A 12190-nucleotide genomic window follows, 5' to 3' on the forward strand; every position below is an offset into this window, starting at 1 on the left:
CCGGACCCGCGTGGGGAGATCGACGACGTGCCGCGCGTGCCTCCGGCGCGCCCGCGAACTGTTCGGCCTCGACCTGGACGACCCGGATGACCGCCTGTCCTGCCGGCCGCAGCTACGGATCTGCCTGCGGCGCCGAGCGGGCTACAGGGCTGTTCGATCCGCGGTTCGAGCGCTTCGCCGAGCTGATCGGCGGGGTTCGCCGTACAACCACTCGACCCGATCATGAGTCTGATCGGGCACGGCATCTCCGTGTCCGATCTTCTCGTGGGGGTTCACCTTGCAGTTCCGCTCCACCGGCACCCGTCTCGCCACGGCCGTCACGGTCGTCCTCGCCGTCACGGCCCTCGGCGCCGGCACGCTGGTCACCGCCCCGGCCGCCTTCGCCGCCACCTCGGGCGCCGTCTCGGGCTCCGCCTCGGCCGATCAGGCCGCCGCCCTTCCCGTCTTCCCGGCGGGCGCCCAGATCGCGGGCGCGGGTGCCACCGGTTTCCTCTCCTACTCCTTCGCCCAGGACGGGACCCGGGAGCTGCGCTGGACGCCGTACGGGGGTGGGGCCTCGACCCTGCTCCAGCGCTCCGACGACGGCGGGTGGGCCACGTCGGGCAGCGACGTGGTCGCCCTCGGCGACGCCGACTGGGTCTCCGAGATGCGTTCGCTCACTCTGCGGAACATGGCCGACCCGTCCGCCCCGGGCGTGGACATCGACCTCGGCGCGCTGAACGGGAACTACGTGGCCGTGCTGAGCCCGACGAGCGTGCTCGCGCGGGTGACCGCCGAGGACGGCACGGCGGAACTGCACATCGTGAGCAAGGACGGCACCACGACGACCAGCCGCAAGGTGTCGGGGCTGCCTGCGGACGCCACCGACTTCTTCGGCTCGACGGTTCAAGGCGGCGTCGCCTTCGTCGGGTACGAGACGGGCCCGGAGGGCGCGCGGACCGGTGGCCGGGCCCTGATCGACGTGACGGCCGGGACGGTGTCCGAGACGTACTCCTCCATCGAGTCCGGCTACGGCTTCAGCAACCTCATGTTCTCCGGTTCGCACGTGGCCTGGCTCGACTGGCAGAGCGGTACCGGACTGTTCGTCACATCCGTCGACCGCAAGACGCGCGAGGAGAAGCGGACTGTCCTGGGCAGCCGCGGCGACGAGTGGTACACGGGGCTCGTGGGCGACTGGCTGGTGCACGGCAACCCCTCGACGCCCGTCCGGGCCGTCTCCCTGACCAGCGGCGAGACCCGCGACCTCGCCGACCACGCGTCCGGCTCGGCGGCAGTGGCCGACGGCAGCCTGGTGGTGAACGGCGGGCGGGCTGCCGACGGCGAGGGGCTGTTCCGGGTCGAGGCCCCGGCGGGCGGCATCCCGACGGTCACCAAGGTGGCGGACACGGGCGAGCCGGTGGAGCCGGCCGAACCGGTCGAGCTGAAGATCGAGGAGGTCCACATCCCCGATGTGGCGAACCTCGATCAGACCGGTGGCAAGGTGACGCTGGGATGGACGCTGTCGCGTGCCGACGCCTACCTGGACCTCACGCTCACGCACACCGCGACCGGCAAGGAGTTCCGGCAGCGCGTGAACGCCCCGGCCAGCGGCACCCGCTTCACCTACACGTGGAACGGCCTCATCGACGGCGTGGAAGCGCCGAACGGCAGGTACGGGGTGGAGGCCGAGGCGACGCCGCTCGACGGCAGCGGCGAGCCCGCCCACCAGGGCTGGCTCATGACCGTCGCCCGGACGAACAACCCGCACGACTACACCGACAACGGCTCCACCGACGTCCTCGCCCGGGACGCCGCCGGCGTGCTGTGGCGCGACGATCTGCTGGACCGGCCGGTGAACGGCCAGGTCGCGGCCGCCCAGCGCACCCGGATCGGCGCGGGCTGGCAGACGTACAAGCAGATCGAGGCCGTCGGCGACCTCGAGGGCAACGGGGTCGGCGACCTGGTCGCCCTCGACGGCTCCGGCGTGCTCTGGCAGTACCTCGGCAAGGGCGACGGTACTTTCGCGCCCCGCGTCAAGATCGGCGTCGGCTGGGGCATCTACAACAAGATCACCGGAGGCTCCGACCTCAACAACGACGGCCGCTCCGACCTCCTCGCCACCGACAAGGCCGGCGACCTCTACCTCTACAAGGGCACCGGCAGCACCACCGCCCCGTTCGGCCCTCGCACCAAGATCGGATACGGCTGGGGCATCTACAACCACATCACCGCCGTCGGCGACATCGCCGGCACCACTGCCGGGGATCTCGTCGCCCGCGACACCGCCGGCGTCCTCTGGCTCTACCAGGGCAACGGCACCGGCGGCTTCTCCCCCCGCGTGCGGATCGGCGGCGGCTGGGGTGCCTTCAGCCAGCTCGTCGGCGCCGGTGACGTCGACAGCGACGGGCGCCCCGACCTGATCGCGTACGGGGCGGGCGGCACGTACGTCTACCGCTCGACGGGCTCCACCACCGCAGTCTTCAGCCGTCAGTCGACGTCGCTGTACGCGGGTGAGGGCGCCATGTTCAACAACGTCGCATGAGGGCGGGGCCACCGTGCCCCGCACCGTCCGGCACCCTCACCGGCTCGCCAACGCCGACGCGGTCACCCTCGCGGTGACCGCAGGCGCCGGGGCGGCCCCGCCGTGCGCGGCGGGGCCTTCGGTGAGCAACAGGTCAGGCGGCCCTGGCGGCGTCGGTGGGGGCGGCGGAGAGGCGCTGGTAGGCGTAGGCCGCCGATACCAGTGTCATGTGGCGGTGCCAGCCGGGGAACGAGCGGCCCTCGAAGTCCTGGATGCCGTGGTGTTCTCCCATGGCCGCGACCGTGTCGACCGCGCCCTGGAGCAGCTGTGTCAGCGCCAGCAGCTCTTCCATCCGGTGCTGTACGAGATTGGTGAGCCAGATGCGTCCGGGGCGCCGGCGGGTGGGCTCCCATTCCGCGAAGAGGCGGCCGGGAGCGACCGTGCGGGTCCCGTCGGGGCGCAGGACCGGGGTCCTGGCGGGCACCGACACCACCTGAGCGCGTCGCGGGCGGCCGTCGGGGCCGATCACGGTCGTGATGTGCGGATGCCTGACTCCGCTGCGCAGCAGCCTCTGCCGGGCGGTCTCCACCGTCGGGCGGCCGACCGCGACCGCCCCCGCCGAGCGGACCGGTGACACGTCGGGCAGCAGCTGCAGGTCGTCGGCGACGGCGAGCACGAAGCCGTGCCCGCGGCCGTTCAGCCGTTCGACGACCGGGCGGGCCTCGGGGGTGGAGCCGACGTCGGCGACCACCGGAGCGGCCACGACCGACGAATGCGCCGACAGCGCGTCCACCAGACCCACCGTGTGGGCCCAATGGGGCCGGAACGGAACCGAGTCCGGCACGCGCGCCCGCCGGCGCGCCTCCGGGTCCGTCGTCCACCGCTCCGGCAGGTGCAGCCGCCAGCCGACCGGCAGGTGCTCACGGCCTCCGGAGAGGAACAGGCCGACACTGAGCTGGCAGTTGATGGTGCGGTCGAGTTCGGGGACGAACCGCCGGTGCACGCCGACCGAGTGGCTGCCCCGCTTGGGCAGCACCGCCGGGACGACGGTCCACGCCTGCGGGGTGAAGCGGCCGTCGATCCAGCGCGCGAGCTCCTGCCGTGTGACGTTCCAGTCCCACGGGCTCGCGTTGACGAACTGCTGGAGCGACTGCGAGGCGGTGGGGGACGTGGTGACCGTCTCCGCCATGCGGCGGACCGACTTCCTCCCCCGCGTCGCCAGCAGACCCTGCAGATAGACCTCCGCCCACTTCAGCTGGTCCGTACGCGGCAGCTGCGCGAACAACTCCTGGCTGAACGCCGAGATCGACGCGCGGTCGCCCGCCGGTCCACGGCCGTTCACTCCTGTCGCGGCCATTGCCGACACCCCCTTCGTGTCCTCCACTCCGACTCCCGACAGTCAGAAGCATAGAGAACGTTCTCTTTTATTTCTCGGATCCGCTCCTACTTCCTGTAGTCGAGCCCCCGGCGAGCCCCTCGCGCCGTCAGGATGCTCCCGGGGGGTATCCCCCGCATGCCGGCAGAGAAAGAACCAGATGATGCAGGAGCGCGCCGCCCGTACACGCAGCGCATTGATCCAGGCGGCGGCCCTGGAGTTCGAGCACCGGGGGTACGAAGGCGCGTCGCTCTCGCGGATCAGCGAGAGCGCCCACACATCGATGGGCGGGCTGACCTTCCACTTCCGTACGAAGGAGGCGCTCGCCGATGCCGTGTGCTCGGCCTGCCGGGCGAGCACCGCCCGTCATGTCGCCGAGGCGCTGACGAGCCCCGAGCCGCCGATCGTCGCTCTGGGAGGCCTGGTGACGGCACTGGTACGGCTGTTGGAGACCAGCGTGGAGGCACGCGCCGCAGCCCGCCTGCGACGCGAACGCCCCACATCCGAGTCCACGGGCCGCCCCGAGGCCCACGCATGGGTACCGGCCCTGAAGCTGCTGCTCGCCCGCGCGCACGCCGCGGGGGACCTGCGGGCGGACGTGGCGCCCGGCGTGGCCGAGGCGCTCATCGTCCGGCTGGTCGAGGGCACCGAGCTCTCCGCCCGCGGCCGCCACAGGTGGTCGGACGAGGGCGAGGGCGAGGGCGCGGGTGTGGGTGCGGGTGCGGGTGCGGGTGCCCGCCCGGACGAGCCGTCGACCGAGCGCGTGTGGGACCTGCTGCGGTACGCGATCGTCGGCCCCGAGAACATCCCGTAACACCGAAAACGGTCGGCGTCGCCGAGGGGACCACCCTCCGCGACGCCGACCTTCCGCGTCCCCTGCCGTCACTCGTCAGCGGAGGAACAGCTCCCCCTGGATGTCGGCGAGCGAACGGTTCTTCGTCTCCGGCACCTGCCGTACGACGAAGACGAGCGCCCCCGTCGCCACCGCGGCGAAGAACCAGAAGACCCAGGAGACACCCACGGCGTCGGCGACCGGCAGGAAGAGCTGGCCGACGACAAAGTTGGCGGCCCAGTTGACCAGGGCGCACAGCGCCCCGCCGCGTGCCCGCGCCTCGGGCGGGAACAGCTCGGCCGCCAGGATCCAGAACACCGGTCCGAGGCCGATCGCGAAGCTGCCGACGTACGTGATCATGCAGATCAGGGCGATCCCGTTGGTCACCGGGCCGGGCGGGACGCTCATCGCCGCGCCCAGCGTGAGGAGCGACACCGCCATGCCCGCGAGCGAGAACAGCAGCAGGGGCCGACGGCCGGCGCGGTCGATCAGCGGGATGGCGGCCACGGTCATGGCGACGTTGACCACACCGATGAAGACCGCGTACTGGATGGAGTGGGTCGCCGGCAGGCCGGCCCGGGCCATGATGCTCGGCGCGTAGTAGATGATGCTGTTGATCCCGCCGAACTGCTGAACCGCCGCCAGCGTGACGCCGATCAGAAGCGCGCGGCGCACCGCGGGGTGGGCCGACGGCACCGTGCCGGCCGTCTTCTTCGGGCGGGCGCCGGACGGCTCCCCCGCGCGCCTGCGCAGCCACTCGGGGCTCTCGGGGATGAAGAGCGTGCCCAGCAGCATCGCCACGGAGGGGATCAGTCCCACGGCGAACATCGCACGCCAGTCGGCACTGCCGGCGAACGCCAGATTCACCAGGTACGACACCAGAATGCCCACGGTGAGCAGGACCTGGTTGGCCGTCACCAGCCGGCCGCGCAGGCGGGGCGGGGCGATCTCGGCGAGATACAGCGGGACAACGGTCGAGGCGCTGCCCACGGCGAGACCGAGGATCGTCCGGGCCGCCACCATGGTCGTGAAGTCGCGGGCCATGACGGCGGCGGCCAGCCCGATCGTGAAGGTCGACGCCACTGCGAGGAGGACGCGCTTGCGCCCGAACCGGTCGGCGGGCCGCCCACTGCCCAGGGCTCCGGCGGCGGCACCGAGCAACAGCGCCGAGATGACCGTCCCCTCCTGGAAGGAGGTGAGGGCGAAGTCCTCCTTCAGGAAGAGCAGCGCACCGGAGATCACACCCGTGTCGAAGCCGAACAGCAGCCCGCCGAGCGCGACGACCGCGGTGGCCACGCCCAGGCGCTTCGGCGGCTGAGGCTGCTCGACCTGGGACTGGTCGGCCTGGGGCAGGTCGGGGTGCGGCCTGGACTCATGGGGAGGGGGCGACTTCGGCTGCGTCTGCGACTGCGGCTTCGGCTGTGCGACGGGGGTCGGTGAGCGGGGTGCGAGTGACGGGCCGAGTCGGCGCGAGTAGTCCTGCAGGCTCATGAGACACCTCCGGCGACCAGCGCCCTGTTCAGCGGGGACACGGCCGACGCGACGCCCTGCAGGCCCTCGGTCTGCGCCGGTACGCCTGTGTCCGCCGGTTCGCCCTCCAGGTCCCGCACCACATCCTCCGTACGGATGCCGAACCACCTGAGGCACGCCTCGAAGTGATCGGCCTGTGCGTCCACCCCCTGGTCCGACCGCGTCGGACGGGGCCGCAAACCCGCCGCGGCGTCGAGTGCCTCGGCCGGAACGGCGAGAGTGGTGTCGGCGGCGCCGAGTTCGACGGCGTAGCCGGTCTGGGCACCGCCGGCAGAGGCGAGATCACCGAGGTCCGTCCAGACCAGGCGCAGCGGACGCGCTCCGGCGGCGGCGAGGGTCTCCCACGACGGGGAGGTGCGGGGATCGAAGAGCCGGGCGCTTGCCCGCTGAGCCAGCCGGGCGGCGAGCAGAGCCGCGGTCCCCCGCAGCGCCTTCGCCTCCTCGCCACCGGCCTGGTCCAGGAGCGCGTCGATCCGGATGTCGAGGGGCCGCAGCCCGAACGCCACCGTCGAGGCGAGCGGGGCCAGGTCACGGCCGTCGGCGTGGGCCCGGGTCAGCGCCCTCAGATAGGCGGCCGCCGCCTGTTCGTACCGCCGGGCGGAGAAGCAGGTGGCCAGGTGGACGGGGAGACCCCGGCCGAGCAGGACCTCCATGGCGGCGATGCCCGCGCCGTTCGCCGGCAGGGCGACGGCCTGGTTGGGGCGGTTCACGCGATCGGCGAGGGACGCCGCACTGCGGACCAGCTCGGCGGCGTCCGGCGCCGGCGATGCCAGGGCGGGGGAAGGCGGGACAGACGATGACGACGATGACGGGAGGGAGAAAGGCGGAAGGGAGGAAGGCGGAAGGGAGGAAGGCGGGAGGGGGGAAGGCGGAAGGGTGAGCACCACGGTTCCCTGGCGGCCCTCGGTCCGGGCGTGCAGGGGGCGAAGCGCGTCGCACACCTGCCGCGCGGTGTCCACGCCGGCCTCCGGTCCGAGTCTGGCCCCGGCGATCCGACCCACGGAGCTCAGGGCCGAGAGCTGTCTCAGCCGGCTGCGCTCCACCGTGGTGTCCTGCAGGTCGAGCCAGAGCGCCACGGTCTCGGCGGCGGATCGCCCCCGTACGCTGCTCACGTTCACGGTCCCTCCCAGGGGATGTCTTGTGGATGGTGCGGAACGCCCTCAGCCATGGGTGACCAGACGCCGCGGATCGTGCAGTACGGCGGCTACGTCCGCGAGGACCCGCGAACCGAGCTCCCCGTCGACGAGCCGGTGGTCGAAGGACAGGGCGAGCGTGGTGACCTGACGGGGCACGACCTTGCCCCGGTGGACCCACGGGCGGGGGGCGATGGCGCCGAGGGCGAGGATCGCCGCCTCACCGGGGTTGAGGATCGGGGTTCCCGTGTCGATGCCGAAGACACCGATGTTGGTCACGGTGAGGGTCCCGCCGCCGAGGTCGGCCGGCGTGGTCCGACCCTCACGTGCGGTGGTCACCAGCCCGTCCAGCGCCTCGGCGAGCCGGGGCAGGGTGAGGGACTGCGCGTCCTTGATGTTGGGCACGAGCAGTCCGCGCGGTGTCGCCGCGGCGATGCCGAGGTTGACCCGGTGCTTGAGGACGATCTCCTGCCGCTCCTCGTCCCAGGAGGCGTTGATCGACGGATGGCGACGCACGGCGAAGAGCAGGGCCCGTACGGCGAGAAGGAGCGGACTCACCCGGACGCCGGCGAACTCCGGATCCTTGCGCAGACGCTCGACGAGTTTCATGGTGCGGGTGACGTCGACCGTGACGAACTCCGTCACGTGCGGGGCTCCGAAGGCGCTGGCGGTCATGGCCCGGGCGGTCGCCCTGCGGACGGCGGTGGCGGGGATCCGGGTCTCGTGTGCCGTGTCGCCACGGCCGTACGCGTCCGCCGGCCCCGTCTCCGTCGGAACCGTCGCTGTCGGAACCGTCGCTGTCGGATCCGCCTGTGGAGGCCTGGCCTCCGTGACCTCCATGACCTCCATGGCGGCCGCCGTGTGCACGTCCTCACGGGTGATGTCCCCGTGCGGCCCGCTGGGGCGCACCCGTTCGAGGTCCACCCCCAGGTCCCGGGCGAGCTTCCGTACCGGAGGCTTGGCCCGCGGCCGGTCGGCGCCGCGCTCGGCCGGAACCGGAACCGGAACCGGAGCCTGCGCCGGAACCGGAGCCTGCGTCGGCACCGGAACCGGGCGGCGGGGGCGGCGGGCGGTCGGGGAGGCGGCCGCCCCGTACCCGACCAGGACCGGCCGGCGGGCGGGCTCCGCCGGAGCGGCCGTCGCGGCAGGGGAAGCGTCCGGGGCCTCGATGGCACCCGGTGGAGCGACGGTGATGATGACCTCGCCCACGTCCACCGTCGCCCCCTCCGGGAACCGGAGTTCGCGCACCACACCCCCGAACGGGACCGGCAGCTCGACCATGGCCTTGGCCGTCTCGATCTCGCAGACCACCTGGCCGTCCGTCACCGTGTCCCCCACGCCGACGTGCCAGCGGACGATCTCGGCGTCCTGCAGCCCTTCGCCGACGTCCGGCAGGCGGAACTCCTGGTACCGGACCATGGTGTCCGTCATCGTCAACAGAGCCCCTTCACGCGGCGAGTGCTCGGTCGACCGCGTCCAGTACGCGGTCGAGCCCGGGGAGGTACTCGTCCTCCAGCCGGGACGGTGGATAGGGAGTGTGGAAACCGCCGACCCGCAGGACGGGAGCCTCCAAGTGGTAGAAGCAGCGCTCCGTGATCCGGGCGGCGATCTCCGCGCCGGCGCCGAAGAAGACCGGCGCCTCGTGCGCCACGACCAGCCGGCCCGTCCGGCGGACCGAGCGGCTGACGGTGTCGAAGTCGATCGGGGAGATCGACCGGAGATCGACCACCTCCAGCTCGTGGCCCTCCTCGGCCGCCACCGCCGCCGCGTCCAGGCAGGTCGCGACCATCGGCCCGTACGCGACGAGCGTGAGATCCGCCCCCTCGCGCACCACGCGCGCCCCGGGCGGCCCGGGACGGGCGCCGGGCCGGGTGTCGACCTCGCCCTTCTCGTAGTAGCGCCGCTTGGGTTCGAGGAAGACCACCGGGTCGTCGCTCCGCACGGCCTCCTGGAGCATCCAGTAGGCGTCGGACGGCGTGGCCGGTGACATGACGCGCAACCCGGCGACGTGGGCGAACAGCGCCTCCGGCGACTCCGAGTGGTGCTCCACGGCCCCGATCCCGCCGCCGTACGGGATGCGGATCACGACCGGCAGCCGCACCTTGCCCCGCGAGCGGGCGTGCATCTTGGCCAGCTGGGTGACGATCTGGTCGTACGCCGGGAAGACGAACCCGTCGAACTGGATCTCCACGATCGGCCGGTAGCCGCTCAGCGCCAGGCCGATCGCGGTCCCGACGATGCCGGACTCGGCCAGCGGGGTGTCCATCACCCGGTGCTCACCGAAGTCCTTCTGCAACCCGTCGGTCACCCGGAACACCCCGCCGAGCCGGCCGATGTCCTCTCCCATGAGGAGCGTCTTCGGGTCCTCGACGAGCGCGGTGCGCAGGGAGGCGTTGAGCGCCGCCACCAGGGTCATCCGCTCGACGGCCGCCGTCGCGGTCATCGTCGTGGTCGTCATGTCGGCGATGTGAGCCGTGTCAGCCGTGTCAGCCGTGGCACTCGTGTCAGCCATGTCAGCGCTCCTGGACGAAGGCCGCCTGGTAGACGTCGAACGCGTCGCGTTCCTCGTCCACCAGAGCGTGCGGTTCGGCGTAGACGTGGTCGAAAAGGTTGCGGACGGCGGGCGCGGTCATGGACCGGACGCCCTCGCGGACCCGCGCCGCCAGCGCCTCGCCCGCCGCCTCCGTCTCGGCGAAGAAGGCGTCGTCGGCGACGCCCTCGGCCCGCAGCAGCCGTTCGAGCCGCAGCAGCGGGTCCTTCGCCCGCCAGCTCTCCACCTCGGCCGCGTCCCGGTAGCGGGACGGGTCGTCGGAGGTCGTGTGGGCACCCATGCGATAGGTGAACGCCTCGATCAGCGTCGGCCCCTCGCCGCGGCGGGCACGCTCCAGCGCCCACCGGGTCACGGCCAGACAGGCGAGGACGTCGTTGCCGTCGACCCGGACACCGGGGAAGCCGAAGCCCTGCGCACGCTGGTACAGCGGCACCCGGGTCTGCTTCTCGTTGGACTCCGAGATCGCCCACTGGTTGTTCTGGCAGAAGAACACCACCGGAGCGCCGTACACGGCGGCGAAGTTGAACGCCTCGGACACATCGCCCTGCGCGGTGGCGCCGTCGCCGAAGTAGGCGACGACGGCGGACTCGGAACCGTCCTTGGCCAGGCCGCAGGCGTATCCAGTCGCGTGCAGCGTCTGCGATCCGATGACCAGGGTGTACAGGTGGAAGCGGTGTTCTTCCGGGTCCCAGTCGCCGTGGTCGACACCGCGGAAGAGCCGCAGGAGCCCGAGCGGGTCCATGCCCCGGCCGAGAGCGACGGCATGCTCCCGGTAGCTGGGAAAGACGTGGTCGTCGTCCCTCAGGGCCCGTACCGAACCGACCTGGGCGGCCTCCTGCCCGAGCAGCGACGGCCACAGGCCCAGCTCGCCCTGGCGCTGGAGGGTCACCCCCTCCGCGTCGAACCGTCGCGCCAGCGCCATGTCGCGGTAGAGGGACCGCAGTTCCTGCGGGGAGAGGTCGATCGAGTGCTCCGGGTGCGGCACACGGGTGCCGTCCGGCGCGAGGAGCCGTATCCCGTCGCCTGTCACGCCCCGCTCCCGATGCCGAGACCGGCCATCGACTCCGCCACGGCCTTGACGATCGAGGACGCCCGCTTGTCGTCGGGGCCGAGGGCGATCAGGCGGTTCATCACGTACGAGACTCCCGCCCGGGCCCGAGGCCAGGCCTGGTTGGCCGATCCGCCGGCTCCGTCATGACCGAAGGAGTCACCGTCGACGCCCGGGCGCGGGTTGGTCCGCAGCCGGTAGCCGCCTCCGCCGTACACCATGGGAACGCCGATGAGCTGGTCCACCTTGCGGACGCGCGGGGCGCGCGCCTCGTCCAGGAGCCGACGGGAGAGCAGGACCGGCTCCTCGTCGTAGGGGCGGGCGGCGTCGGCGGCGAGGATGCCGTAGAGAGTCGCGAAGGCACGTGCGGAGCCGATGACGTTGGCGGCGGGGATCAGGGTGAAACGGCGGTCGGGCCGGTTCCAGATCTCCTCGTCCTCCGGGAACGGGATCGGGTTCTGCCAGATCCGCTGGGTGAGCGGGTCCTCGCTGGTGAAGTAGCCGCTGAACTGGTCACGGAAGCCGGTCCCGTACTCGGTGCGCGCCACCGTGTGCTCCAGCTCCTGCGGGATCCCGAAGGAGATGTCGAGCCCGTGCGGACCGGCTATCTCCTCGGCGAAGAACTGGTCCAGCCGGCGCCCGTCGACGCGGCGGATCACCTCGGCGACGATCCAGCCGGTCGCGTACGGGCCGTACAGGATGCCCTCCGCGCGCGGGTCGCTCTCCTGCGGCTGGTCGGCCAGCAGCTTCGCCATCGCCTCGGGGTACGCCAGGTCGTCCTGGGCCAGCGGCGCCGCGACGGCCGGCATCCGGGCCGTGAAGGTGACCACCTCGCGCAGGGTCACGTTCTCCTTGCCCTTGGCGGCGAACTCGGGCCAGTAGTGGGCGATGGGCAGGTCCAGGTCGACGACACCGCGGTCGACGAGGAGGAGCAGTGCGGTGGCGAGGATGCCCTTGCTGCCGGAGAAGATCAGCTGGCGGGTGTCACCGCCCCACTGGGTGCCGCGGGTGGGGTCGGCGGCGCCGCCCCAGAGGTCGACGACGAGTTCGCCGTCCAGGGTCACGGCGACGGCCGCTCCCTGTTCGTCCCGCTCCGTGAAGTTGCGGGCGAACTCCTCGCGGACGGCCTCGAATCCGGGGGCCACATGGCCGTGAATCAGCGTTTCCTGGTCGATGGGCATGACGAAGGCGCTCCGATCGGAAGGAGAGGAAGGGAGGAAG

The 12190-nt window shown here is 72.2% G+C and carries 9 protein-coding genes; 2 read left to right on the forward strand and 7 right to left on the reverse strand.

The window, feature by feature from the left end; genetic code table 11:
• Positions 1-277 precede the first annotated feature (277 nt).
• Positions 278-2521, forward strand: coding sequence for a VCBS repeat-containing protein (locus tag J7E93_RS13345; protein WP_215068828.1), 2244 nt, complete (start codon positions 278-280; stop codon positions 2519-2521).
• A 133-nt stretch (positions 2522-2654) separates the two neighbouring features.
• On the opposite strand, the gene J7E93_RS13350 is transcribed toward J7E93_RS13345, so the two are convergent.
• The gene (locus J7E93_RS13350) at positions 2655-3857 is read right to left on the reverse strand and encodes a transposase (RefSeq protein ID WP_251066480.1); all 1203 of its coding nucleotides are present in this window, start codon (positions 3855-3857) and stop codon (positions 2655-2657) included.
• A gap of 178 nt (positions 3858-4035) precedes the next feature.
• Here J7E93_RS13350 and J7E93_RS13355 point away from each other — a divergent pair, with 178 nt between their 5' ends.
• Complete coding sequence (locus tag J7E93_RS13355; RefSeq protein WP_215068830.1) at positions 4036-4689, forward strand: TetR/AcrR family transcriptional regulator; 654 nt, start codon at positions 4036-4038, stop codon at positions 4687-4689.
• A gap of 75 nt (positions 4690-4764) precedes the next feature.
• On the opposite strand, the gene J7E93_RS13360 is transcribed toward J7E93_RS13355, so the two are convergent.
• From J7E93_RS13360 to J7E93_RS13385, 6 genes are all read right to left on the reverse strand, one after another.
• Entirely contained in the window at positions 4765-6198 is a 1434-nt protein-coding gene (locus J7E93_RS13360) for an MFS transporter (RefSeq protein ID WP_251066481.1), read from the reverse strand.
• Positions 6195-7355: a transaldolase family protein gene (locus J7E93_RS13365; RefSeq protein WP_215068832.1), complete on the reverse strand. Its 1161-nt coding sequence runs from the start codon at positions 7353-7355 to the stop codon at positions 6195-6197. The genes J7E93_RS13360 and J7E93_RS13365 overlap by 4 nt, the downstream gene beginning before the upstream one ends.
• Before the next feature lie 42 nt (positions 7356-7397).
• Positions 7398-8801 carry a dihydrolipoamide acetyltransferase family protein gene (locus J7E93_RS13370; protein WP_215068834.1) on the reverse strand — a complete coding sequence of 468 codons (1404 nt, stop codon included), beginning with the start codon at positions 8799-8801 and terminating at the stop codon, positions 7398-7400.
• A 16-nt stretch (positions 8802-8817) separates the two neighbouring features.
• Positions 8818-9786, reverse strand: a complete 969-nt coding sequence (locus J7E93_RS13375) for an alpha-ketoacid dehydrogenase subunit beta (RefSeq protein WP_374105382.1) — start codon at positions 9784-9786, stop codon at positions 8818-8820.
• A gap of 97 nt (positions 9787-9883) precedes the next feature.
• On the reverse strand, positions 9884-10951 hold the full coding sequence (pdhA, locus tag J7E93_RS13380; protein WP_215068836.1) for a pyruvate dehydrogenase (acetyl-transferring) E1 component subunit alpha: 1068 nt from the start codon (positions 10949-10951) through the stop codon (positions 9884-9886).
• On the reverse strand, positions 10948-12150 hold the full coding sequence (locus J7E93_RS13385; protein ID WP_215068838.1) for a serine hydrolase domain-containing protein: 1203 nt from the start codon (positions 12148-12150) through the stop codon (positions 10948-10950). The genes pdhA and J7E93_RS13385 overlap by 4 nt, the downstream gene beginning before the upstream one ends.
• Positions 12151-12190: the final 40 nt, after the last annotated feature.

This window comes from Streptomyces sp. ISL-36 (assembly GCF_018614205.1).
In the GTDB taxonomy this organism is placed as follows: Bacteria; Actinomycetota; Actinomycetes; order Streptomycetales; family Streptomycetaceae; genus Streptomyces.

Coding starts and splice junctions, on each gene's coding strand:
- J7E93_RS13350 (WP_251066480.1), bottom strand. CDS start 3,857: ATGGCCGCGACAGGAGTGAACGGCCGTGGACCGGCGGGCGACCGCGCG.
- J7E93_RS13355 (WP_215068830.1), top strand. CDS start 4,036: ATGATGCAGGAGCGCGCCGCCCGTACACGCAGCGCATTGATCCAGGCG.
- J7E93_RS13360 (WP_251066481.1), bottom strand. CDS start 6,198: ATGAGCCTGCAGGACTACTCGCGCCGACTCGGCCCGTCACTCGCACCC.
- J7E93_RS13370 (WP_215068834.1), bottom strand. CDS start 8,801: ATGACGGACACCATGGTCCGGTACCAGGAGTTCCGCCTGCCGGACGTC.
- J7E93_RS13375 (WP_374105382.1), bottom strand. CDS start 9,786: ATGACCCTGGTGGCGGCGCTCAACGCCTCCCTGCGCACCGCGCTCGTC.
- J7E93_RS13385 (WP_215068838.1), bottom strand. CDS start 12,150: ATGCCCATCGACCAGGAAACGCTGATTCACGGCCATGTGGCCCCCGGA.